Source organism: Sporosarcina psychrophila, from assembly GCF_001590685.1.
Classification (GTDB): Bacteria; Bacillota; Bacilli; order Bacillales_A; family Planococcaceae; genus Sporosarcina; species Sporosarcina psychrophila.
Map to the genome: position 1 here is coordinate 3,175,357 of NZ_CP014616.1, position 25,225 is coordinate 3,200,581.

The window sequence follows — 25,225 nt, forward strand, 5'->3', positions numbered from 1 at the left end:
TCTTATGCAACAGAAGCCCAGAGAGTGAGAAAAATCGGCAGGAAATATTTTCCCACCGATTGGTATACTTACTTATAGTTTTTCATATGTCGTATTTTTTATATAAGAACCCGTTTCTCCACGTCTTACATCGCCATCTGTCGCTTTGATGATTTCATCTGTGACAGTGTTTGCGATTGTGTTCGATACAAGTTGAAGTAAATCATTCACTTCTCCTTGTGATTGTTTAAATTCCTGAACAATAGGAACTTCATCAATATCACCTTGGATTTTTTCGATTTTACCTTCAATGATACCCAACGCTCTTTCTTTTCCGTACTGTTGGAAATTGACTGCCTGCTTTTGCAATGATTTTAGACTTGCAATGTTTTCACGGATTTTTTGATTTTCATTAATTTGCTCTTCTGCCCGCTTGAAAAACTCCACTTGTTCTGTGTTCGCAATCATTACTGCGATCTCGCGTGCTTTTGCGATAATTTCATCTTTCGAATATAACTTTTCCATTATGACATCACCTTTTCCTTTTCTACTACGCCGATAAACTCACCGTCGAGTGACCATGTTTTGGCCTCTATTATTTTCACATTGACTATTTTACCAATTACAGATTGGGGTGCTTTGAAATTGACGAGTTTGCTCTTCTCCGTATATCCAGCGAGAACTTCCGGATTACGCTTACTTTCTCCTTCAACAAGTACCTCAACGATTTTACCTTTGTAAGGTTTCATCGCTTCTGCGGATAATTCATTGACGACTTTATTTAATCGCTGTAAACGCTCTTTTTTCACGTCCATCGGAATATTGTCAGCCATTTTTGCAGCCGGCGTGCCATCCCGTGGCGAATAAATGTACGTGTAAGCAATATCGAAACCAACTTCCCTGTACAAGGATACTGTCTCTTCGAATTGCTCGTCCGTTTCATTCGGGAATCCAACGATAATATCCGTCGTTAATGTAACGTTCGGTATCGCTTTTTTAATTTTCCCCACGAGCTCAAGATAATGTTCACGTGAATATTTTCGCGCCATAATTTTCAAAATGTCGCTGGAACCCGATTGAACGGGAAGGTGAATATGATCGACTAGATTGCCACCCTTCGCCAGCACTTCGATTAGATGGTCATCGAAATCACGGGGATGGCTAGTTGTGAAACGGATTCTCGGTATGTCGATTTTGCTTAAATCATCCATTAAATCGCCAAAACGATAACTCGTCTCGTCAAAATCTTTTCCGTACGCGTTAACGTTCTGACCAAGCAATGTAATTTCCTTATAGCCCTCTGCGGCTAACTGCCGTACTTCCTGGATAATATCTTGCGGACGTCTGCTTCGTTCCTTGCCCCTCGTGTATGGCACGATGCAATACGTACAAAACTTGTCGCAGCCATACATAATGTTGACCCAAGCCTTAATGTTTCCGTGACGGACTTTTGGAAGGTTCTCAATAATATCACCTTCTTTTGACCACACTTCTATGACCATTTCTTTTGATAAATAGGCCTCATTTAAAATATGGGGTAACCTGTGGATGTTATGTGTTCCGAAAATCATATCAACCTGATCATACTTTTTAAGAATTTTATTAACAACTGATTCTTCTTGCGACATACAACCACATACGCCGATCAAGACGTCAGGATTTCTTCTTTTCAACGATTGTAAATGACCTAGCTCCCCAAACACTTTGTTTTCGGCATTTTCACGAATGGCACATGTATTGAGCAACACGACATTCGCATCCTCAACGGTGTCTGTCGGTTCATATCCAAGGCCTATTAAAATACCAGCAATCACTTCTGTGTCATGTTCATTCATTTGGCAACCATATGTCCGTATATAAAACTTCCGATTCGCCCCCATTTCACGGAAACGCTCGTCAATTTCAAAGTTATCGTAGTAAGCGATTTCTTCTTTGCCACGTTTTTTTGCGTCTTTCAAAGAAGGTGGTGCGTAGGCTGTCTGAAAATAGTGGCTATAGTCCTTGTCAGCAGTTTTTGCTAGATTCGGCTTCACTAGTCCTTCATTCAATCGCTGTTCCTCGTTCATTTAACTTGTCCCCTTTCATACAAAGCCTTGGGAATTTTAACGTATGATTTCATTATACTTAATTGTTGACCACCTGTACAAGAAGTCAAAGCTTTGTCGGTTGTTTGTCACAGTTATGAAAAACGGAAGGCGCCGTTTTAGTCGCGACAGGCATAAGACGGAACGGCGAAGCGGCGTTCTTTGCCGCATAGCTGGGCTGGCTTTCAAGGAACCCAGCCTAAGTGCGCCGCGTCCTGCGGCAACAGCTGCGTGACTCACATCCTGTTAGCCTCCGAGCGTCTGGCGCCTGAAGCCTAGACACCATTCAAAGCTAAAAACTTAGTCTTATCTTCAAAAAAGAACTTTCTCTCGTGATACAACTAAAAGACCACAGGAAATTAACTTATCCTGTGGTCCTGACTCTTTCTAATTTACATATTACGCTGTCGTTTTTCAACAAGTAATTTCAATGCCGTACGTCCTTCACCGTTAATCTCGATATCAGTGAAAGCGGGTGCACAGATGAGATCTCCGCCACTTGGAGCGACGAATCCACGTGCAATTGCAATTGCCTTTATTGCCTGATTTAAGGCACCAGCACCTACTGCCTGCATTTCTGCGTATCCCTGGTCCCGGATAACTGCAACGAGTGCTCCTGCAACAGAATTCGGATTCGAGCGAGATGATACTTTCAATGGGTTCAACATGATTCCTCCTTATTTTTCGGTGTCTATGGATCGGAAATCTCCATAAACCATCCTATGATTCGGAGGTGATGTTTAGACGCATGTCAGCCTTTGAATGTACGGTCAGCATTGATGGCAACACGTTCAACTCTGATAGCTTTTCCTGTTTCATCATCTAATACTGCAAAAAGTCCGTTCAATTGGGTACGTCCTGATTTAGGAACTTCAAAACGAACTGGTAAATTCGTACGGAAACGATAGATGACGTCTTCTTTTTTCATACCCAGGATTTCATCGTAAGGGCCCGTCATGCCGGCGTCAGTTAAATAGGCTGTTCCACCTGGCAGAATGCGGTCATCCGCTGTTTGGACATGCGTATGCGTTCCTACAACAACAGATGCCTTCCCATCAAGATGCCAACCCATTGCGATTTTTTCACTTGTCGCTTCGGCGTGGAAATCAACGAAGACAAGCGGAGAAATCTCTCTTGCTTCCGCTACCAATTCCTCTGCCTTTTCAAACGGATCGCCGTGCGGAGGTAAAAATGTCCGGCCATGCAAATTGATGATAGATAATGTCACACCATTACGTGAAATTGTCGTCATCCCTTTACCAGGTGCTTCATCTGAAAAGTTCGCAGGACGGATAAGGTAATCTGTATCATCGATAAAATCGTAAATCTCTTTTTGGTCCCATGTATGATTACCCATTGTTACAACATCTACTCCAGCACGGAGCAGGTCATCGAATATCGCTTTTGTGATTCCTCTCCCGGCTGCTGCATTTTCCCCGTTCGCAATAATAACATCAGGGTTATACTTCCTTTTGAGTCGTGGTAAATAGTCAAATACCATATCTCGTCCTAGCGATCCTACAATATCACCTATAAATAATACTCTCATAAAATAATCTCTCCCAATAGAAAAAGAGGCTCCCGGACCGAAATGCACGGAAACCCCCTTTTCTTTATTTTGCGTATTCGACCGCCCGTGTCTCACGGATGACCGTTACTTTAATATGTCCTGGATAATCGAGCTCTTCTTCAATCCGTTTCCGGATATCTCGTGCTAGACGATGGGCTGTAATATCATCGATTTGGTCTGGGCGGACAATAATTCGAACTTCGCGTCCTGCCTGGATGGCAAATGATTTCTCCACACCGTCGTACGATTCAGAAATCTCTTCAAGTTTTTTCAGTCTGCGGATATAATTTTCAAGCGTTTCACTGCGCGCTCCTGGTCTTGCAGCGGATAATGCATCTGCTGCTGCAACCAATACGGCAATGACTGATGTCGCTTCAGTATCCCCATGATGGGATGCGATACTGTTAATAACAACAGGATGTTCTTTGTATTTCGTTGCAAGTTCAACACCAATTTCAACGTGACTTCCTTCTACTTCATGGTCAATCGCTTTTCCGATATCATGAAGGAGTCCAGCACGTCGTGCAAGCGTAACATCTTCTCCAAGTTCTGCCGCCAATAAACCTGCTAGATAAGCAACTTCTGTTGAATGCTTCAAGACGTTTTGGCCATAACTTGTGCGGAAACGCAATCTTCCGATGATTTTAATAAGATCTGGGTGTAGATTATGAATGCCAATATCGAAAGTTGTCTGTTCTCCAGTTTCGCGGATGAGTTCATCCACTTCACGTCTCGATTTATCAACCATCTCTTCAATGCGTGCTGGGTGAATTCGTCCATCTTGTACAAGTTTCTCTAATGCAAGTCGTGCAGTTTCCCGACGTACCGGATCAAAGCCTGACAAGATGACCGCTTCTGGAGTATCGTCGATTATTAGGTCAATTCCTGTCAACGTTTCGAGTGTTCGGATATTACGTCCTTCACGACCGATAATACGGCCCTTCATTTCATCGTTCGGTAGATTAACTACCGACACAGTCGTTTCAGCAACGTGGTCTGCTGCAAAACGTTGTAAAGCGATGGAAAGGATTTCACGCGATTTTTTATCCGATTCCTCTTTTGCTCGTTGCTCTGACTCTTTTGTCATTACAGCGATATCTGTAGCAAGTTCTTTCTCCACTTCACTAAGGATGAGCCTTTTCGCCTCATCACGTGTCAGTGATGATATCTTTTCAAGTTCAGTTTTCTGAACCGAAACAAGTTCTTCCGCTTTTTGTTCCATCTGTTCGATATGCTGTTGTCTTCCGGTAAGCGCTTCTTCTTTGCGCTCCAGACCTGCGTCTCTTTTATTGAGAGCTTCATCTTTACGGTCATGATTTTCTTCCCGTTGCAAAAGACGGCTTTCTTGTTTTTGCAGTTCCGCCCTTCGTTCACGGATCTCTGATTCCGCTTCAATTCTCAGTTTGTGAGTTTCATCCTTCGCTTCTAGTAGTGCCTCTTTTTTAAGAGCATCCGCTTCACGCTTCGCCTCTTCGACGATTTGTTCTGCCGTAAATTTGGCACCACTCACTTTTGAATCGTTCACTTTCTTATTAAAGAAATAGGTAACAACGGCACCAACGAGCAGACCGAGCAAAGCGGAGATAATCAATCCTAATGACATCCAGGTCACCTCCTCTTGCTATTCTTTTCATTTTCAGTCGGCTCATATATCAACGTACAACATACTGCCAAATTCATTTCAATGGAATGAAATTATACAATTCTAATTGTATCTATGTAAATTTGACATGTCAAGGATACACAGGTCTTTGAGACACATTATTCTTGGAATAATAATAGTTTTTTCGGAGAATATATAAAAACCGATCACGCCCTACTAAGAGGACGAATCGGCTTTTTGTCTAACTTATTCTTCACCAAGTAGCAGTTCCAACTCTTCGTCTTCGTCTACTTCATGAGCACCAATCACATAGTTTGAGCTTGCAAGTCCATATGATTCACGAATTTTGTTGGCGATTTCCGAACGGATATCCGGGTTTTCTTTCAAGAATTGTTTCGAATTCTCTCGTCCCTGTCCGAGTCGTTCTCCTTCATAGGAATACCAAGATCCACTCTTCTGGACAACTTCGGCTTCGGCACCAAGGTCGATAATTTCTCCTTCTCGGGAAATTCCTTCTCCGTACATAATATCAACTTCCGCTGTTTTAAACGGAGGTGCAACTTTATTTTTCACAACGCGGATTCGTGTTTTATTTCCCACTATGTCATTGCCTTGTTTAATCGCTTCTCCACGTCTTACATCTAGGCGTACTGAAGAGTAGAATTTCAATGCGCGCCCGCCTGGAGTTACTTCAGGGCTTCCGAACATAACGCCGACTTTTTCACGGATTTGGTTAATGAATATCGCGATTGTGTTTGACTTATTAATGGCGCCGGAAAGTTTACGCAATGCTTGTGACATAAGACGGGCTTGTAACCCGATATGCGAATCTCCCATCTCGCCTTCAATCTCTGCTTTAGGTACAAGCGCAGCAACGGAGTCCACGACAAAAATATCAACTGCCCCGCTTCGTACAAGCGCTTCAGCGATTTCAAGCGCTTGCTCTCCCGTGTCAGGCTGAGAAAGTAATAATTCATCGATATTAACGCCTAACTTACGCGCATAAATCGGATCGAGCGCATGTTCAGCATCGATGAATGCAGCAGTTCCTCCAGCTGCTTGTACTTCTGCAATGGCATGAAGGGCAACAGTCGTTTTACCAGAACTTTCAGGTCCGTATATTTCAATGACACGGCCGCGTGGATATCCGCCTATGCCGAGTGCAGCATCAAGTGCAAGGGAGCCCGTAGAAGAAGTTTCAACTTCCAGGTTTGTTTTTTCACCCAGTTTCATAATAGATCCTTTACCAAACTGCTTTTCTATTTGTTTTAACGCCATTTCTAAGGCGGCTTTACGATCGCTCAATTTATTTCCTCCCTCAAGGTAATGTTTCTGTTTTTCTTACTACCTCTAGTATACTCCTTTAATGAGAAATACTCAATCAAAAAGCGAACATTTATTCGATTAATTTTCTCGAATTAAATATATAAGTGAGAATACCTGGGTGTTTAACATTTTTAATTGAGAAAACGGCTTAAATCTTAACTTTGGCCTTCTTTTGTAGTTAGGTGTTTAATCAGATAATAGAGCGCAAATCTTGCTGCTCTGAGACGGTTTGCGTTTCTTGAACCCGATAGTAACAACTTAAATGTCTCTGTCTCTGCATCTGTAGAAGTGATACCAATCCACACAGTGCCGACTGGCTTCCCATCATGTGGATCTGGGCCAGCCGCACCTGTTAAACCAATTCCAATATCCGATTTGAACGTTCGTTTCACGTTTTCCGCAAGGGCAGCCGCGCATTCTGCACTGACGACACCATACTCCGCAAGTAGGGACTGCTCAATACCAAGTTGTTCTACTTTCGATTTCTCATTGTAGACGACAATGCCACCTTCTAGTGACGAACTAATCCCTGGTTCTCCGGCCAGTTCTGCCATAAATAGACCTGCCGTCAGACTTTCCGCAGCAGCTAGTGTCCAACCGTTTCGAATGAGAAGTTCTGCAGCTTTGGATGCCAATGTATCATCATCAGTTCCGTAGATGTAGTCTCCAACTAGTAAACGTATCTCCTCTTCTATTGGCGCAATCAGCTTCAACGCTGCATCGGTCGTTTTTGCTTTTGCAGTGAGGCGCAATGTGACCGCGTCAGCTGTTGCCAGCGGCGCAACTGTCGGATTCGTTTGTTTTTCCAAAATAGATTGAATCCGGTGTTCAAGCTCCGCCTCCCCAATACCGTAAAACTTCAGAACTCGCGATGTGATAACTTCCTGTTTGCCAGTAACACCTAACAAATAAGGAATCGCCTCATCCGTAAACATCGGCTCCATTTCATGCGGTGGACCTGGGAGAAGGATATAGCGTACTTCATCCTTTTCAACAGCCATTCCGGGTGCCATTCCTTTTCGGTTTGCTAAGACTTTCGCGCCTTTAAACACTAGTGCCTGTTTCTTATTATTCTCCGTCATAACCCTACCGCTACGTTTGAAATATTGCTGAATATAAAGAAGTGCCTCGTCATCGCTGACTAATGTTGTACCGATATGTTTCACGATGGTTTCTTTTGTCATGTCATCTTTCGTCGGTCCAAGTCCGCCTGTAAAGATTAGAATATCTGCACGTTTCATTGCAATTTCAATCACTTCATCCAAACGATCCGGGTTGTCGCCCACGACCGTCTGATAATGAACATCGATACCAATTTCTGCGAGTTTTAACGAAATGAATTTAGCGTTCGTATTCGTAATTTGTCCAAGTAATAACTCTGAGCCAATTGCAATAATTTCTGCCTTCATAGCTACTCATCCCCTTACATTGAATCAACCAGTACACGTCTGTTTTTATAGAAGTAATCGAAACCTGACCAAATTGTAAAGAAGAGCGCGATGTAAAGCATGATGACACCGAATGGTACACCAATCGACTCGAAAAATATATTATTCAACAACAGCGAAGTAATGGCTAAGATTTGTGCCACCGTTTTAATTTTCCCGAGCTGGTTGGCCGCTACGACTTCCCCGCCGCCTGCAAGGATAAGCCTAAGACCCGTCACAGCGAATTCCCGGCTAATAATAATGATGACAATCCATGACGGTGCTATTCCAAGTTCAACAAGTATGATCAAAGCAGCAGAAACAAGCAATTTGTCCGCCAGCGGATCCAAAAATTTCCCCATATTGGTAACAAGATTATTTTTCCGAGCGATATACCCATCAAGCCAATCTGTTATAGATGCAATAATAAAAATAAGTCCACCGATTAAATGTTCTTTCATCATTTCTGTACCAGCGATAGTTATAGTGCCCAATTTAAAATCAACCAGCATGAAAACCATAAAAACTGGAATGAGCAGAACGCGTGATACGGTTATTTTGTTTGGCAAATTCATAAAACACACCTTTCCTTTCAAAGAAAATAGTCATCTAAAGTAGATGACTATTACTCTTTCTTGTATTCAATCATAATATTTTGTGGAACAGTATCCTGTGGTGGCACACCGTATTCAAGTAACACACCGTTGACATATATTTCTGTAGACTTAGGACGCCCAACACGGATTCGTACAGAATCGGTAGCCGTCACATCAAATTCAATCGATTCCCCTGCTACCATAATACGTGCAGGTGTCATCCATTCTTTTCCGGAATTATCTTTTACACCAATCCAAGATCCCCCGGTTAAACGGATTTCAAGTTTGAACGATTCTGCTCCAGTTAGTCCGTACACTGATGTTTCTCCGCTTGCGCTTTCAAAAGCTAAAGTCTGTTCCGGTTTTTCCGGTTCTACCTCTTCCTCCACAGGCTTTTCTTCTACTTTTTCCGTGTCTTTCTTAGGAGGAGTTGGTTTACTATTTTCCATTATTACCGGTTGATTCGTTTCGACGCCATTCACATCATCTTTCTTGCCAGATGACCCTTGATAGAGGGTCCAAATAACAACCACTATAACGATAATAAATAAAGCGACGATGATTTTCGGCATCATTTCATTTAACTGATCATTATTTCTTAAACCTCTTTTACGTGTCAATGTCGACGAAGCACGCTGACCCGCCTCTTCCTCGGATGGCACTTCAGGAGACGTATTTTTATACATAGATAGCATTTCATCAGAATCTAGACCTACTGCCTCTGCATATTGTTTGATGAATGCCCGTACATAAAAAGATCCAGGCATCATGCTGTAATCTTCATTTTCGATACCGGAGAGGTACCGTTTCTGTATTTTCGTTATTGACTGTAAATCATCCAATGTAAATCCTTTAGCCATTCTCGCCTGCTTGAGACGATCACCTAATCCGGTCACCAAAAACACCTGCCTATCAGAAGTTGAATAAACCCGATCCATCCGTTATTCCATGGTCGGACATCATATGGTTTTTTTCCATCATTTCATATGTAATTTCTTGATCTGGTTCTGTTCTTAATTCAATAATATAATCAAAGTCTTCAATACTGTATTCCGAATGCTGAACAAACATATCCGGATGCTCCACAACTTTTATAGAGGGCATTCGCATCATTTCCCTGACAAGTTGCATGTGACGTTCGTCCTCCGCCTTACGCGTAACGATACCGTCCAAGATGAAAATATTATCTTTTGAAAACTCATCGCCCGCTAAGTTTTTCCGCAACGTTTGCTTAATCATCGTCGACGAAAGGAATATCCACTTTTTATTAGCACAAACACTTGCCGCTACGACTGATTCCGTCTTCCCTACTCTTGGCATCCCGCGAACACCAATCAATTTATGGCCTTCCTGTTTGAATATTTCAGCCATGAAATCAACAAGAATCCCAAGGTCATTTCGAAGGAAACGGAACGTTTTCCTTTCGTCTGCATCACGCTGTATATAACGTCCGTGCCTGACCGCTAGAATATCGCGCAACTTTGGCTCACGGATTTTTATTACATGAATCGTTTCCATCGTCTCGGCGATTTGTTCAAAACGCGCTATCTGGTCGTCGTTGTCAGTTCGTAGCAGCATTCCACGATGTCCGCCATCAACACCATTAATTGTAACAATGTTCACGCGCAACATTCCGAGCAACGACGAAATATCACCCAGAAGGCCAGGCCGGTTAACCTGAATTTCATATTCAAGATACCATTCACCCATCAGACACACACTCCTTTGTCCTTTTTTTTGAACACGCACTACTATATGACGCACAAGAAGTAATATAGTTCTATGATAGCTGATTAAATGCATTATGAAAAGGAAAAAGGGGATTGTTTTAATCCCCTTCCCCAATCAATTACATTGCGTACAAATTTTGAATTGCGCTTGCATGCCTCCATGATGCAGGTATGCTACGGGGAGGGATTGAACTACATCCCCCCTTGTTGCCTTTCCACGCACTTCAAAATTCGTGCTATCACCGGAGGCTTAAACTGAATTAAGTTAAATATACCAGCCGCCGTTCACTTTCATAATTTCACCTGTCATATAATCCGCCTTGCCGCTTAACAGGAAATTAACTGCTTCAGCGACATGTGCTGGTGTCCCGGAACTCATAAGTGGTATTTCATCGATAACCATCTGTCGTTCATCTAATGGTATGTCACTATTCATTCGCGTTTCTATCCACCCAGGTGCCACAGCGTTGACGCGTATTCCTGAAAAGGCGGCTTCTTTCGCGTATGCTTTCACAAATGCGTGTTGCGCCCCCTTCACAGCGGAGTACATCACTTCTCCTGCCGCCCCCGTATTACCCCATATCGAGCCAATCATGACAACGTACGATTGCTCAAATTTGCGTAATTGTGGAGATACCAGACTTATAAATCGTGCGGGGTTTTGTACATGGACTTTCCATAGTGCATCCATGTCTTCAGTGCTTGTTTCCGTCAACAGTTTCATCATCGATTGCCCATTTGCAACAACAACAGCACTAATAGTACGAACTTGTTGGACGAGTAATTCTGCTCCATCTTGTGCACTGAAATCTGCTTGGACTGTTTTAAAACTCAATTGCGGATAGGTCATACTCAGTTCCTGCTTCAAAAGAGTAGCATGTGCAGCATTTTCATTGTAATGAAGGAATAGCGACCAGCCTGCAGCCGCTAATGTTCGACTAATCGCATCGCCTATTCCACCTGATGCACCAAGTACAACGCAGTATTTCTGTTCAGTCATTCTGCCTTATCAGCTGGAACAATTGAATAGACCGTATAACCGCTTTCATCCGAAAACGTTTGGAATGCATCTTTCAAGTTTTCGAGCGTTAATTTCTCAAGTGTTGGAACAACATCGAACAAATTCATGTTGTTAAACGTATAGCGAGTAAACTGGTTGGCGATAAACTCCGGAGAATTCAAAGAACGCATGAATTGACCAATTTTCTTTTTCCTCATTCGATTAAGTTCCAAGTCCGTGATTGGCCATGTTTCAACGGTGTTTTTCACAGTTGTTCGGATTGCTTTTTCGAGTTGTTCCGGCTGGTCTGTATCAGAACCAATCATTGCGAAACCGAAGCCATTCTCCATTGTAAAATCATAAGAAAACGACTCATCAATAAGTCCATCATTATACGTTTCTGTATAGAATTCGGATGATCTGCCAAACAGGATATCCAGAACTAGACCCGCTGAAAGTTCCTGAATGAGCATCTCTTCTCCATCAATATCTGTATTAGTACATTTCATACCAATATTCAATTTCGGCTTCGATACGTCCATTGCAAGCTTCCGCTCAGTGATTGCTGCGGTATCCTTTTCAGTAGGGAAACTACGTACAATTTCTGCAGGATCATCGAATGTTTTTGCATCTTGATTTTTCTTGATGAATGCCATCATCTCTTCCGGATCAACAGCACCTACAACGAAAAGCACCATGTTGGACGGATGATAGAACGTTTCATAGCATTCATACAAATAGTCCGCCGTGATATCTTGAATCGATGCGACCGTACCAGCGATATCAATTTTCACGGGATGTTCATGAAACAGGTTTTCGATCGTACCGAAATAGAGACGCCAATCCGGCTGATCATCATACATCGTTATTTCCTGGGCAATAATACCCTTCTCTTTATCAACAGTCTTTTCCGTGAAGTACGGCTCCTGTACAAAATCAAGAAGAATTTCAGTATTGTCATATAATTTATCCGTAGCAGAGAACAAATAAGCAGTTCGTGTGAATGATGTAAACGCATTGGCAGATGCACCGTGCACACTAAACTTTTGGAATACGTCCCCATCTTCTTTTTCGAACATTTTATGCTCAAGGAAATGGGCAATGCCATCAGGAACTGTCACTTCCTCTGTTTTTCCACGCGGGATAAATGTCCGGTCGATTGAACCATATTTAGTCGTGAACGTCACGAATGTTTTCGAAAATCCACGTTTCGGTAAAATATAGACGTCCAAACCATTGTCGAGTTTTTCATTATATAATGTTTCCTGTAAATTATCGAAGTGAATATTCTTCATCATTAATTAGCCTCCTTGCCCGATAACAGATAGACGATTTCTAGTTTAATTTCAGATGCCATATTTTTAACATCTTCTTTTGTAACGGATTCCCAGCCAGCAATGATTGTATCTGCTGTGAAATTTTCATCCAGCTCTTTGTATTGATCAAATACTTCAATCTGTCCTCTTGCAGAATCAAACGCACTTTTAATACCGTTAGCAAGTAAGGCTTTTGTCTGTTCCATTTCAAGGTCTGTAATTTCACCTTGTTGAAGTGCAGTAAGTTGTTCACTAATAAGTTTCACGGCTTTTTCTTCCAGTTCAGCATCAATTCCCGCCATTACATAGAGAAGTCCATAATGCGAAGAATAGGAACTAGATGCGTAATACGCCATGCTTTCTTTTTCACGGACGTTAATGAAAAGCTTACTATGCGCAAAACCGCCGAAAACTCCGTTTGTCATTTGCATTTTCGCATAATCAGGGTGACGGAATGTAACTGGAGTGGTGAAGCCTAAATGGAGTTTTCCTTGTTTCATGTCTTGTTTTTCGCGAACATGACGGACTTCCATTTCTTGAGTCGCCGTTTGTTGTGTAGCAGTTTGACGTTCATGCACTTTACGGCTATTGAATGTTAATAGTGACCTGATTTTTTCTGTCATTTCATCTTCGTCAATGTCACCGACAACGTAGATATCAATTTCATCTTCGTTTAGCATACTTTCGTATGCTGCAAATAGGTCTGCAGATGTAAGTGCATCTACACCCTCTTCCGTTCCATATGACGGTGCAGATGCGGCGCTATCGGGACGTAATAATTCAAGCATACGCTTTTGAGCATAACGTGTCTTGTCATCGTAAAGCGAACGAATTCGCTCTTTCACAGACCTTTTTTCACGGTTAACAACTGTTTCATCGAACTGTCCGTCCACGACATTCGGGTCAAAAATGACTGTCTTGATCAAGCTTAGTACTTCTTCAAGCACGCCACCTTCAGATAGATATTCGTCATTTACACATTCAGCTGATAGAGACACGATATGCGTTTCTCCACGTTTTCCAGCATCTGTGTACAATACTGTTCCGTATAATTCATCTAACGCATTGCGGAACTCAGTTTGTGACCGGTATCGACCGTTAGATTCTTCTAAAATATTCGCCAATACTGCGCGAGGAGCCGATTTCTTTTCATCAAGAGCCGTTTTCCACTTGACCGAGAAATTGACAGTTTTGAACTGTTCTGACTTGCGGATATATAATGTGACGCCCTCTTGTAGCTCAACTTTTTTGAACATATAAACACCTCTGTTTTAGTTAATATGCGGAATCCTCACTTCACTATACATTCCATAAGTCAAAAGATGCAAATAAACTAGCGGATGCATCGTAACTTATATGAAATATCGTATGCTGAAGGCCCAAAAATGCCCCTAAGTCCAACGTAACAGACTATCGGGGCATTTTCACTTTTTAACGATTTCCTTTGATATACGGTTGTCCACTCGCTTTTGGTGCATTTGCTCTTCCAATGAATCCTGCTAGCGCAAGAATGGTTAATGCATACGGCAAAATGTGGAAATAAACAGCCGGAACATTTTCCAAGTACGATATGCTTGATGAACTGATAGCAAGTGCTTGTGCGAACCCAAAGAACAATGCAGCTCCCATTGCACCAATCGGATGCCATTTACCAAAGATCATTGCAGCAAGTGCCATGAATCCTTGTCCGTTAATTGTCGCATGACTGAAATCATTCGTCATTGTTTGAGAATAGATAGCGCCACCAATACCAGCAAGACCACCTGAAATGATAACCGCAATATAGCGAATTTTAGTTACGTTGATGCCCATTGTATCAGCAGCCATCGGGTGTTCCCCAACCGACCTTAGACGAAGACCGAATGGTGTTTTATAAATGATGAACCAAGCTAAAAAAGCAAGGCCAATTGCCAATATCGATGAACCATAAATCCCAGTGAAAAACATTGGTCCGATAACCGGAATGTCATGTAAAATTGGAACGTTGAAACGCGGAATGCTTTGTTGGATGAAATCCGTCTGTCCTTTGTCAAAAATCATTTTTACAGAGAACAAAGCAATAGCAATCCCTAGCATGTTAATGGCAACCCCTGATACTACTTGGTCAGCACGGAATGTAATCGATGCGACCGCGTGCATAATGGAGAAGATTGCGGAAACAACCATTGCTACAAGTAAGGCAATCCATGGTGTCCAAGAGCCAAATGCATCTGCATAAGTTAGATTGAATATAATACCGATAAAAGCACCCATTACCATGAGTCCTTCAAGTCCAATGTTAACTACACCTGCACGTTCCGAGAACACGCCTCCGATTGCAGTGAAAATAAGAGGGGCAGCGTATGAAATGGATAACGGAATGATGAAATATACTATCTCTAGAAAACTCATATCACTTTGCCTCCTTTTTCTTTTTCATCTTGCTAAGAAGAACTCGGATGATATAGCCCGATGCAACAAAGAATATGATAAGTGCGATTACAATTGAAACAATTTCAACTGGTACCCCTGCCTCATTCGGCATATTCCCGGCTCCATATTTTAACGAACCAAACAGGGAGGCCCCAAAAATAACACCTAGTGGCGTATTAGCACCTAGTAAGGCAACCGCGATCCCGTCAAACCCAATTCCCGTAAACGCACTACGTGTCACTATGTTCCCAAATGTCCCAAGAGCTTCCATCGCTCCTCCAAGCCCTGCGAAAGCGCCAGAAACAACCATCGAAAGAATAATGTTCTTTTTCACATTCATTCCCGCATATTGAGATGCATGGTCGTTAAATCCGACCGATTTAAGCTCATAACCGGTTTTCGTTTTCTCCAAAATGAACCACATAACTGCAACCATTGCCAGTGCGACAAAGATTCCGTAATGTAAGGTTGAGAAATCAGTCAAGTTAGATAAGAAATCTGAACGTAGCGACGCCGTCTGGTGGATTTTCTCTGTCTTATATCCACCTTCAGAAACTGCTTTTATTAACGCATTTACTGTATGAAGTGCGATGTAGTTCATCATTATTGTTACAATAACTTCGTGTACATGAAGTGTTGCTTTTAAAATACCTGGAATCAATCCCCACAGCGCTCCTGCTACTGCTGCCGCAATAAGGGCAAGTGGCAAGTGGATGAATATCGGTAATTCAAATGCCATGCCGACATATGCCGCTGCAAACCAGCCAACAATCAATTGTCCTTCGACCCCAATATTGAACAGCCCTGAGCGGAACGCAAATGCAACCGCAAGACCCGCTAGTATATAAGGGCTTATTTGCCTGATTGTTTCTCCGATTGAATACATATCCCCAAAGATTCCATTCCATAACGCGATATAGCCAGCAACCGGATCGTATCCGCTGAACCACATTACGGCTGCTCCCACTAACAATCCCAAAATAATCGAGATGATGGGTACCAGTATATTTACAAACCTATTCGACATGGTTATCATCACCTTCTTTCAGCGTAACAGCGCCCTTGTCCCTGGAGTGTCCTGCCATGAGTAGGCCGAGTTGCTGCTCTGTTGTTTCGGTCGGAATAACTGTATCAACAATTTCTCCGTCGTAAATAACTGCAATACGGTCAGAAACATTCATGACCTCATCTAGTTCAAATGAAATAAGAAGAACTGCTTTGCCATTATCACGTTGTTCAATTAACTTTTTATGAATGAATTCAATTGCCCCGACATCAAGACCACGTGTTGGAAGTGCTGCAATCAGTAATTCCGGGTTACGATCTACTTCTCGTCCAATTATGAGTTTTTGCTGATTACCGCCTGAAAGCGAACGGACTAACTCTTGCTCACCTTGTGTCCGCACGTCAAACATGTCGATGATTTCTTTTGCTTTCTTAGATACGAGTTTATAATTCATAATGCCTTTTTTTGATAAAGGTTCTTTGTAATACGTTTGCAACGCCACATTATAGCCAACAGTGAAATCGAGAACAAGGCCATGCTTATGACGGTCTTGCGGAATATGACCGAGACCGGATTCTGTTATTTCACGTGGTTTTTTCCCAGTTACATCCTTTGAATCTATGAAAATTTTTCCACTTTTCACTTTACGAAGACCCGCGATTGCCTCAATCAATTCTGACTGTCCATTGCCGTCAATTCCCGCGATTCCTACGATTTCACCTTTACGAACGGATAGATTTAAACCTTTCACTTTCGGTATTCCGCGATAATCTTCAACAACTAGATTTTCTACTAGGAGAACTTCTTCGGCTGGATAGGACGGCCCTTTTTCCGTTTTAAATGTTACTTGACGACCTACCATCAATGTTGCTAGCTCTTCCGGATTTGTTTCTGAAGTAATAACTGTTCCAATCCCTTTACCTTTGCGGATAACCGTCACCCGATCGGAGACATCCATTATTTCCTGAAGTTTGTGTGTGATGATGATAATCGATTTTCCTTCTTCAATCAGTTTCTTCATAATTGAAATTAATTCAGTGATTTCTTGCGGTGTCAAAGATGCAGTCGGTTCATCGAAAATAAGAATTTCTGCTCCACGATAAAGCGTTTTCAAAATTTCTACCCGCTGTTGCATACCGACCGATATATCTTCGATCTTTGCATAAGGATCTACATCAAGTCCATATAATTGCGAAATCTCGGCCACTTTTTTGGCAGCGTCTTTAACGTTGATCATGCCCATTTTTTTCGGTTCATTACCCAGAATAATATTTTCAGTGACAGTTAGATTTTCAACAAGCATGAAATGTTGGTGAACCATTCCGATACCCAATCTGTTCGCGACGTTCGGATCTGTAATAGCCGTCGCTGTTCCTCGTACCCGAATCTCTCCACCTTCAGGTTGATAAAGCCCAAACAGCACGTTCATTAACGTAGATTTCCCTGCCCCGTTCTCGCCTAATAAAGCATGGATTTCACCTTTTTTAAGCTGAAGCGTAATATCATCGTTCGCAACAAAATTACCGAACTCTTTTCGGATATTTAACATTTCAATAACATATTCCACTAGGTTCACTCCCTCGCGTCTGCGTATGTAAGAATCAATCACGCCTCGGTATGATAGCATCAAAGTTTTGAATTGAGTTTTTAACTCTCTGCAAAATCTGTGACATCCGTCGGAGGCTTTGGGTTACAATTCAGCAGGGGTTTGAACCCCCGCTGAATTGTAGGCTTCGTTTGCATTCATCTCACCATTTATAGAAGTGGGAGACTTCTGTTGCTAACACTTCGCTTTCAGTACAAAAAATTTGCTGAATGAAGTTAAATTAACAGAAGAAAAGAAACCTTGAACGGTATCTTTTCTTCTAGTAATTTAAAGGAGAATCATGGAGACCGAAATAAATCGGCCTTCATGATTGCTTATTTCTTTTATTATTTTTTAGCTCTGAATTCTGGAACTTCGATTTCACCGTCGGCAATTTGCTTAGTGAATTTTTCAACCTCGTCTAATACATCTTGTGGAATTGCTCCGTGCGAATCAGCAAGTGCAATACCATTGTCAGCAAGACCGAAAGTTGTTACTTCACCGCCAGGGAATTGACCTTTAGCAGCTAGATCTGCCGTGTTTTTAACTGCAATGTCAACACGTTTAAGCATTGAAGTCAATGTAATGTTATCGTCGCCTACTTTACCTTCATCGTACTGGTCAGAGTCAACGCCGATTACCCATACATATGCATCTGGATCTGCTTTTTTACGTTCTTTAGCTTCAGAGAATACACCATTACCAGAACCGCCGGCAGCGTGGAAAATAATATCTACGCCTGAAGTGTACATACGATTTGCTGTTGCTTTACCAAGTTCAGCTTTTGCAAAGTCGCCTGTGTACTGTACATCCACTTTTATTTCAGGTTTCACTGCAGCAACACCTGCAAGGAATCCAGCTTCAAAACGTTCGATAACGGGAATTTCCATACCGCCAATAAAGCCGATTTTATCGGATTTTGTCATTCGAGCAGCTGCAACACCCGCAAGGAATGCACCTTCTTGCTCTTTGAACATAAGGCTTGCTACGTTAGGCAGATCAGAAACTTCGTCAACAAGCGCAAATTGATTGTCAGTACGCTGTGTTGCGATTTCTTCGATTGCATCTTTCATAAGGAAACCAATCCCGAAAATAAGGTCGAAGTCACGTTGGACAAGTTTGTTTAAGTTCGGTGCGTAATCGGCTGGTTCTTTAGACTGTAGATAGTCAAATCCACCATCCTTTTTTTCAAGATTATTCTCTTTGCCGTATTCTTTAATTCCTGCCCAAGCAGATTGGTTGAACGATTTGTCGTCAACACCGCCTGTATCAGTTACCATTGCGATTGAAAAAGTATCTTCTTTCGAACCGTTTGTAGTACCTTCTTTGTCTTTCGCTTTATCCGTTCCGCATGCGCCAAGTAGTGTGCTTGCAGCTAGAACCATCGATAAAGCTAAACCAAATTTACGTTTGCCCATTGTTGGAACCCCCTTGTTTTCTTCATATTAGTAGGACGTATTAACGTCTTATACCCTTTTGCGTACTACGTGGAAGCTGAATTTATCAGCTCGAAAATAATTTTTCGAGTAGAGGACCATTTCGCCTTCCTCACTGTAATGATGTTGCCGGAGGACAAGGAGTGGAACGTCAATCCCACACCTCAGGATGGACGATGCTTCATCATCGTATCCAACAGGTTCAATGTGCGCCACAGCTTGAACAATACGGATTGTACCTGACTTTTCGATTGCGTCGAATAGGGAATTATTCAATAACTCGTCCGTTCCAGACGAAAGATTTTTTGAAAGAACCTTATCAATACAATAGACGACCGGGTCGCCGTCCGCAGTCCTTACTCTTTTAATTGTAACTAGACGCTCATCTTCACTACATCCGAACTTTGCGATACTTTCATCACATGGTATCGTCTCTAAAACGTCCATAAAAATCGTTCCTGGCTCCATCCCCGCATCACGAATCATAGAAGAAACACTGGTTAAGTTTTCAATGCCAGATGAAAACAATGGTTTTGGTTTAACGAATGTTCCAACACCATGTTTACGGACAATGACTTTATCCTCCTCTAATACACGAAGTGCTTCACGGAGTGTTGCACGGCTGACACCCAACGTACGAGCGAGTTCAAATTCCGAAGGGAACCGCTCATTCTCTTTGAATATTCCCGATTCAATGTCCTTTTTCAGACGTTCAATCACCTGGACATATAGATGCCTTTGGTCCGCCTTTACCATCATTACATCTCCCCCTCAACGAGGTCAGACCTCTGATGTTAAACGTCACTACTAATCATCCATACTATATCACTTTCGTCATATAAAATAAACAATACTTCGAAAAATATTATCAATGTGTTCTTTTGATGTGCTCAAATATACCTATTCTGCCATTCTTTTCAGGATTAAATATCCGTTTCGTCCTTACTCATTAGCACTTGACGCGGTTTACTGCCTTCAGGTGGTCCTACAATCCCCCGCATCTCCATCTGATCTACAATGCGTGCGGCTCTCGAATAGCCGACCCTGAAACGACGCTGCAATAAGGAGACGGAAGCTGTCTGCATGTCCGTCACAAGTTGAACTGCTTCATCGTAATAGTCATCCGTTTCTTCATGTGGTGCTACTTCTTCTATTTCTGTTGGAATCATTTCTTCTTGATATTGAGCTTTCTGCTGCTCAATAACAAAATCGACAACTGCCTCAACTTCTGCATCCGTCACGAACGCCCCTTGAATCCGGACCGGTTTTGCGACACCCGCCGGAAGGAACAGCATGTCCCCCCTACCAAGTAGTTTTTCCGCACCGCCGCCATCCAAAATTGTTCTTGAATCGATTGACGATGACACTGCAAATGCAATCCTAGATGGGATGTTCGCTTTTATGATGCCCGTTATAACGTCAACACTCGGTCGTTGTGTAGCGATGATCAAGTGAATCCCAGCAGCACGGGCCATTTGTGCAAGCCGTGTGATTGAATCTTCCACATCGCTGGAGGCGACCATCATGAGGTCCGCGAGCTCATCCACAATAACGACGATGTACGGCATGCGTGGATGCTTTTCCTCATTCTCTTCGTTCCAGACTTCGATATGTTCATTGTATCCTTCAATATTTCTAGTTCCTGTGTGAGAAAACAATTCGTAACGTCTTTCCATTTCAGAAACAACTTTCTTCAGTGCTTGAGATGCTTTCCGTGGATCCGTGACGACCGGGGCAAGCAAGTGTGGAACACCGTTATAGACATTGAGCTCAACCATTTTAGGATCGATCATCATCATTTTCACTTCATGCGGTTTTGCACGCATTAAGATACTGACAATAATGCCGTTGATACATACACTTTTACCACTACCTGTTGAACCGGCAATCAGAACGTGCGGCATCTTATTCAATTCTGCCAGCATCGCCTGTCCTGTTACGTCACGCCCTAGTGAAATCATTAATTTTGAATCAGGACGATTATTCTCTTTTGCTTCAATGACTTCCCTCAGACTGACAACAGCAACCGAACTGTTTGGGACTTCGATACCGATTGCAGACTTCCCTGGAATCGGGGCTTCGATACGAATTCCACTTGCTGCTAGTGCAAGTGCTATGTCGTCAGCGAGGCTCACGATACGGCTTACTTTGACGCCCGTATCCGGTAACACTTCATACTTCGTGACAGCCGGTCCAAGATGCACCTCAGTAACCTTCGCTTTCACGCCGAAACTAAGGAAAGTTCGTTCAAGTTTTTGCGCATTCGCCTGAATCGAATTGTACTCTTCCGATTGATCGATAATGGGCGTTTGTTTCAGTAATGACGGTGGAGGCAAGATGTAAGATTCATTCTCCTCTTCTCCTGTGACACCTGTGTAAGCATTGACTTCTACGGCAACTTCCTGTTGTTCTTGTAGTTGCCCTTCTTCTACAACTGCCGCCTGCTCGTCCTCAACAGGGTTATCCCTCCTTTCACTAAAGGCCGAAATGATTGGTTGTGATACAACCTCTTCGATTTCCGGTTGGAGCGGAGGTAGATTTTGCACAGCTTGTTCATCAGCTGTATTAGCTTTTCTCTTCGAGCGAGTCGTTCTTGATTCGCTCGAAGATTTTTTAACTGCTGATCCTTTTTTGGGAATTGAATCTTTCATCGATTTAAGTAGTTTCGGGAAATGTTCGGCTGCATATGGAACAAGCGCTTTGCCCGTTAAGAGAACAATACCGATTAAAAACAATAAAATACCTGCAACTGTTGCCCCAGCCGAGTCAAACAACGAGTAGAACATGGCAAATAGAATTGCCCCCGTCATTCCTCCCCCGAGCGCTCCACTCCTTGATGTGATGCCATCATTTGTGATAAGCACTTTCCATGTTTCTTTAAGCGCCGAATTCGACATAAGAACACGGCTTTCATACAGTTCCTTGAACAAATGGACATGACTAAACAGAACAAAACTTGCCAGGATGAATAAACATCCTCCTACAACACGGTTTCTCCAACCGCCTACCTTCTGTTTTATCATGAACATAAGTGCCTGAACAATGAGCAAGAGTGGGATCGCAACATGCCAGTTACCGAAAATAAATCTAGACAAAGAAGAGAGGCCTCTCCCAGCAATTCCGAATTCAAATATAATGATGATGGCAAGACCAATCATCACCAAGCCCATCACTTCATAGATCAACGGATGCAAATCGGATGACTTCTTTTTCTGCGCGGTTGATTTCTTTTTCTTCTTACTTGATTTTCTAGCCATGTATTTATGGTACCTCCTTTTCAAAAAAAGGGTTTCCCGCCGGTCAGACGGCAAGGAAACCCTTTGTAGCATTATTATCGATTCTATATACTCTGAAATAAAGATTTCCTTCTACCCGTTTCCGCGCTCAGGGATGCCTTGTAAGGCACCTTTGCTCAGTTTATACAGGTGTGAAAGTATTCATATGTTCAATAAATATAGTTGTTGTATTAGTATTCCATAATTATAGGAATAATCATTGGTCTTCTTTTCGTTTGCTGATACAGATACGAACTAAGTGTATCGCGTATCTCTTGTTTAATGTTTGTCCATTCGAACGTCTCTTTATTCACATACTTCTCAACAATTTTTCTGACAAGATTTGCAGACTCTTCAAGAAGCTCTTCGGATTCACGTACATAGACGAATCCACGAGAGACGATTTCCGGTCCTGCAGCGATGCGTTTCTGTTTACGGTTTAGTGTGACAACAACTGTAAAGATCCCATCCTGTGAAAGTAGTTTACGATCACGGAGTACGATATTTCCAACGTCCCCTACCCCAATTCCGTCAATCAGAATATTACCTGCTTGAACTCGTCCACTCATGCGCATTTTATTGTTTTTATATTCGACAATGTCGCCTTTATCCGCAATAAATATTTGTGATTTCTGAAGTCCTGTCTCCTGTGCAAGTTTGGAATGCGCAATAAGCATCCGATACTCGCCTTGGATTGGAACGAAATAGCTAGGTTGCATTAAGTTCAGCATCAATTTCAAATCTTCCGAACTACCATGCCCTGAAACGTGGACATTCTTACTTGAAGTAAGAACATTTGCACCAGCTTTTGCAAGATCATTCATTGTCTGGAACATCGAAACTTCCATTCCAGGAGATGGTGTAAACGTAATAAGAACTGTATCTGTTTCTTTGATACGTAAGTCTCTATGCTGTTTACGTACAATTTTCTCAAGCGCATCAAGCGGCTCGCCTTGGTTACCTGTCACGATAATAACAACTCTATCATCATCATACTTCTCGATTTCTTTGACTGGGATGACAATGTCATCTTCAATCGTTAAATAACCGAGTTTCATGCCGACTTCGAAGTAACTTTCTAGACTCTTCCCAACGACTGCCACTTTTTTACCTGTTTCCAATGCCGTATCGAATACTTGCTGAATACGGATAAAATTCGACGCATAAAGCGCGACAAGAATTCTACCTTCTGCTCCGTGGAACGTTTTAGATAGACTTTTTTCAATAACCGACTCAGATGTCGTATAACCGGGACGCTCTGCTTCGGAAGAATCCGACATTAGGATGAAGACACCTTCTTCACCAAGTGCCGCCATTTTCGCAATGTCGGGACGGTACTTCCCTTTAGCAGACTGATCGAATTTGAATTCTCCAGTATGGACAATTGCCCCTTCACTTGTATGGAATACGATTCCGAGTGAATCTGGTATGCTGTGTGTCGTATGGAAGAATGTTACGTACGTACCTTTAAAATTCATTCGGCTTTTGTTCGTCACTTCAAAAAACTTAACGTTCGAGGGTGCCGGCATTTCTTTCAAATGTTCTTTCGCCAATGCGATTGTCAATTTAGAACCATAGACAGGTGCTTGTACTTTTTGCAGAAGATAGGAAATCGAGCCGATTGCATCTTCGTGACCGTGCGTCAGGAAAATCCCTTTTACGCGGTCTTTGTTTTCTTCAATATAACTTATATCTGGAATGACGATGTCAATTCCAAGCATTTCTCCTTCAGGGAACATAAGCCCCGCGTCAACGATGAACAGTTCGTCATCAACTTCGACCACGTACATTGCTTTCCCGATTTCTCCAACTCCACCGAGTGGAATGATTCTAATTAGTTCATTTTTTGTTTTTGTCACTTTGTTTCCTCCTATTAATAATTCCCGTCCATAACGACTATATTTCATTATACGGGACTGAAGCTATCTGTACAAACAAAAAAAGCCGGTAATTGATACCGGCTCCGATTAATTGAAAATATGAAGGTTTTTTCTATAGTTTTTCCAGACGTTATCAAAGGGTTCATCATTGCCTTCGAGCGCAACCAACGGCAATCTAACTCCCCCAGTTTCAACCCCCAGTTTTTCTAGCGCGTATTTCACCATCACTGGGTTGGGAGCGGTAAAAATCGCACGGAATAAAGGTAGCAACGCTCTATGCATCGCCCCAGCTTGTTCTGTCCGTCCATCTTTGAATGCAGCAATCATCTGCTGCATTTCATTGCCTGCAACGTGAGAAGCGACCGACACGATACCTTTTCCACCTATCGCCAAGGTCGGTAATGCCAATGAGTCGTCCCCGCTATAAACTGAAAATCCCTGATCCGTCCCTGAAATAATGTCCACCATCTGCTCCAGGTTTCCACTCGCTTCTTTTACTGCTCGGATATTTGTTATTTTCGATAAAGCGATGAGCGTTTCAGGAAGCATGTTGACAGCTGAGCGCCCCGGAATATTATACAACATCACTGGTAGGCTAGTTTCCCCTGCGACATGCGCGAAGTGGGCGTACATTCCTTTTTGATCAGGTTTGTTGTAGTAAGGTGCAACGAGCATAATACCGTCAGCCCCAACCCGTTCCGCCATCCGTGTAAGCTTGACGGTTTCCTTTGTAGAAAACGTACCAGTCCCCGCGATGACTGGTATGCGCTTGTTTACTTCTTTTATCGTGAACGTAAAAAGTGCTTCCTTCTCTTCTACGGAAAGCGTAGGAGATTCACCAGTCGTACCACATACGACCAATGAATCACTCCCATTCGCAATCAGGTGTTCAATCAGTTTGGCAGTTTTGTCGTAGTCAATGTCTCCCGTTGATGAAAAAGGGGTGACCATTGCAGTCGATACGCGTCCAAGCTCCATTGTTATCAGCCCTTTACTTTGT

The 25,225-nt window shown here is 42.5% G+C and carries 21 protein-coding genes; all 21 read right to left on the reverse strand.

Going from position 1 to position 25,225, the window contains the following annotated elements; translation table 11 throughout:
• Positions 1-72 precede the first annotated feature (72 nt).
• The 21 genes from AZE41_RS15165 to dapA all read right to left on the reverse strand — a co-directional run bounded on the left by AZE41_RS15165 (position 73) and on the right by dapA (position 25,203).
• Positions 73-504, reverse strand: a complete 432-nt coding sequence (locus AZE41_RS15165) for a YlbF/YmcA family competence regulator (RefSeq protein ID WP_067211076.1) — start codon at positions 502-504, stop codon at positions 73-75.
• Positions 504-2,045 carry a tRNA (N6-isopentenyl adenosine(37)-C2)-methylthiotransferase MiaB gene (gene miaB / locus AZE41_RS15170; RefSeq protein ID WP_067211079.1) on the reverse strand — a complete coding sequence of 514 codons (1,542 nt, stop codon included), beginning with the start codon at positions 2,043-2,045 and terminating at the stop codon, positions 504-506. The genes AZE41_RS15165 and miaB overlap by 1 nt, the downstream gene beginning before the upstream one ends.
• A gap of 410 nt (positions 2,046-2,455) precedes the next feature.
• The gene (locus AZE41_RS15175) at positions 2,456-2,728 is read right to left on the reverse strand and encodes a stage V sporulation protein S (protein WP_067211081.1); all 273 of its coding nucleotides are present in this window, start codon (positions 2,726-2,728) and stop codon (positions 2,456-2,458) included.
• 86 nt (positions 2,729-2,814) lie between these two features.
• Positions 2,815-3,612, reverse strand: coding sequence for a TIGR00282 family metallophosphoesterase (locus AZE41_RS15180; RefSeq protein ID WP_067214009.1), 798 nt, complete (start codon positions 3,610-3,612; stop codon positions 2,815-2,817).
• 64 nt (positions 3,613-3,676) lie between these two features.
• Positions 3,677-5,236, reverse strand: coding sequence for a ribonuclease Y (gene rny, locus AZE41_RS15185; RefSeq protein WP_067211083.1), 1,560 nt, complete (start codon positions 5,234-5,236; stop codon positions 3,677-3,679).
• Positions 5,237-5,482: 246 nt separating this feature from the next.
• A complete protein-coding gene (gene recA, locus AZE41_RS15190; RefSeq protein ID WP_067211085.1) occupies positions 5,483-6,541 on the reverse strand; it encodes a recombinase RecA in 1,059 nt (352 codons plus the stop codon).
• Positions 6,542-6,717: 176 nt separating this feature from the next.
• The gene (locus AZE41_RS15195; RefSeq protein ID WP_067211088.1) at positions 6,718-7,971 is read right to left on the reverse strand and encodes a competence/damage-inducible protein A; all 1,254 of its coding nucleotides are present in this window, start codon (positions 7,969-7,971) and stop codon (positions 6,718-6,720) included.
• A 14-nt stretch (positions 7,972-7,985) separates the two neighbouring features.
• Positions 7,986-8,564, reverse strand: a complete 579-nt coding sequence (gene pgsA, locus AZE41_RS15200; RefSeq protein WP_067211090.1) for a CDP-diacylglycerol--glycerol-3-phosphate 3-phosphatidyltransferase — start codon at positions 8,562-8,564, stop codon at positions 7,986-7,988.
• A 50-nt stretch (positions 8,565-8,614) separates the two neighbouring features.
• Positions 8,615-9,481, reverse strand: coding sequence for a helix-turn-helix domain-containing protein (locus tag AZE41_RS15205; RefSeq protein ID WP_082786632.1), 867 nt, complete (start codon positions 9,479-9,481; stop codon positions 8,615-8,617).
• 16 nt (positions 9,482-9,497) lie between these two features.
• On the reverse strand, positions 9,498-10,295 hold the full coding sequence (locus tag AZE41_RS15210; protein WP_067211096.1) for a DUF3388 domain-containing protein: 798 nt from the start codon (positions 10,293-10,295) through the stop codon (positions 9,498-9,500).
• Positions 10,296-10,580: 285 nt separating this feature from the next.
• Positions 10,581-11,315, reverse strand: coding sequence for an elongation factor P 5-aminopentanone reductase (ymfI, locus tag AZE41_RS15215; protein ID WP_067211097.1), 735 nt, complete (start codon positions 11,313-11,315; stop codon positions 10,581-10,583).
• Entirely contained in the window at positions 11,312-12,610 is a 1,299-nt protein-coding gene (yfmH, locus tag AZE41_RS15220; RefSeq protein ID WP_067214010.1) for an EF-P 5-aminopentanol modification-associated protein YfmH, read from the reverse strand. The genes ymfI and yfmH overlap by 4 nt, the downstream gene beginning before the upstream one ends.
• Before the next feature lie 2 nt (positions 12,611-12,612).
• Positions 12,613-13,887, reverse strand: a complete 1,275-nt coding sequence (gene yfmF, locus AZE41_RS15225; protein ID WP_067211100.1) for an EF-P 5-aminopentanol modification-associated protein YfmF — start codon at positions 13,885-13,887, stop codon at positions 12,613-12,615.
• Between the two features lie 175 nt (positions 13,888-14,062).
• On the reverse strand, positions 14,063-15,022 hold the full coding sequence (locus AZE41_RS15230) for an ABC transporter permease (protein WP_067211102.1): 960 nt from the start codon (positions 15,020-15,022) through the stop codon (positions 14,063-14,065).
• A 1-nt stretch (position 15,023) separates the two neighbouring features.
• Positions 15,024-16,070, reverse strand: coding sequence for an ABC transporter permease (locus AZE41_RS15235; protein WP_067211104.1), 1,047 nt, complete (start codon positions 16,068-16,070; stop codon positions 15,024-15,026).
• Complete coding sequence (locus AZE41_RS15240) at positions 16,060-17,616, reverse strand: ABC transporter ATP-binding protein (RefSeq protein ID WP_067211106.1); 1,557 nt, start codon at positions 17,614-17,616, stop codon at positions 16,060-16,062. The genes AZE41_RS15235 and AZE41_RS15240 overlap by 11 nt, the downstream gene beginning before the upstream one ends.
• 365 nt (positions 17,617-17,981) lie before the next feature.
• Positions 17,982-19,052: a BMP family lipoprotein gene (locus AZE41_RS15245; RefSeq protein ID WP_067211109.1), complete on the reverse strand. Its 1,071-nt coding sequence runs from the start codon at positions 19,050-19,052 to the stop codon at positions 17,982-17,984.
• A 48-nt stretch (positions 19,053-19,100) separates the two neighbouring features.
• Positions 19,101-19,829 carry a GntR family transcriptional regulator gene (locus AZE41_RS15250; protein WP_067211112.1) on the reverse strand — a complete coding sequence of 243 codons (729 nt, stop codon included), beginning with the start codon at positions 19,827-19,829 and terminating at the stop codon, positions 19,101-19,103.
• A 164-nt stretch (positions 19,830-19,993) separates the two neighbouring features.
• Entirely contained in the window at positions 19,994-22,327 is a 2,334-nt protein-coding gene (locus AZE41_RS15255) for an FtsK/SpoIIIE family DNA translocase (protein WP_067211114.1), read from the reverse strand.
• A 209-nt stretch (positions 22,328-22,536) separates the two neighbouring features.
• A complete protein-coding gene (locus AZE41_RS15260; protein ID WP_067211116.1) occupies positions 22,537-24,204 on the reverse strand; it encodes a ribonuclease J in 1,668 nt (555 codons plus the stop codon).
• A gap of 108 nt (positions 24,205-24,312) precedes the next feature.
• Positions 24,313-25,203, reverse strand: a complete 891-nt coding sequence (dapA, locus tag AZE41_RS15265) for a 4-hydroxy-tetrahydrodipicolinate synthase (protein ID WP_067211119.1) — start codon at positions 25,201-25,203, stop codon at positions 24,313-24,315.
• Between the last annotated feature and the right edge of the window lie 22 nt (positions 25,204-25,225).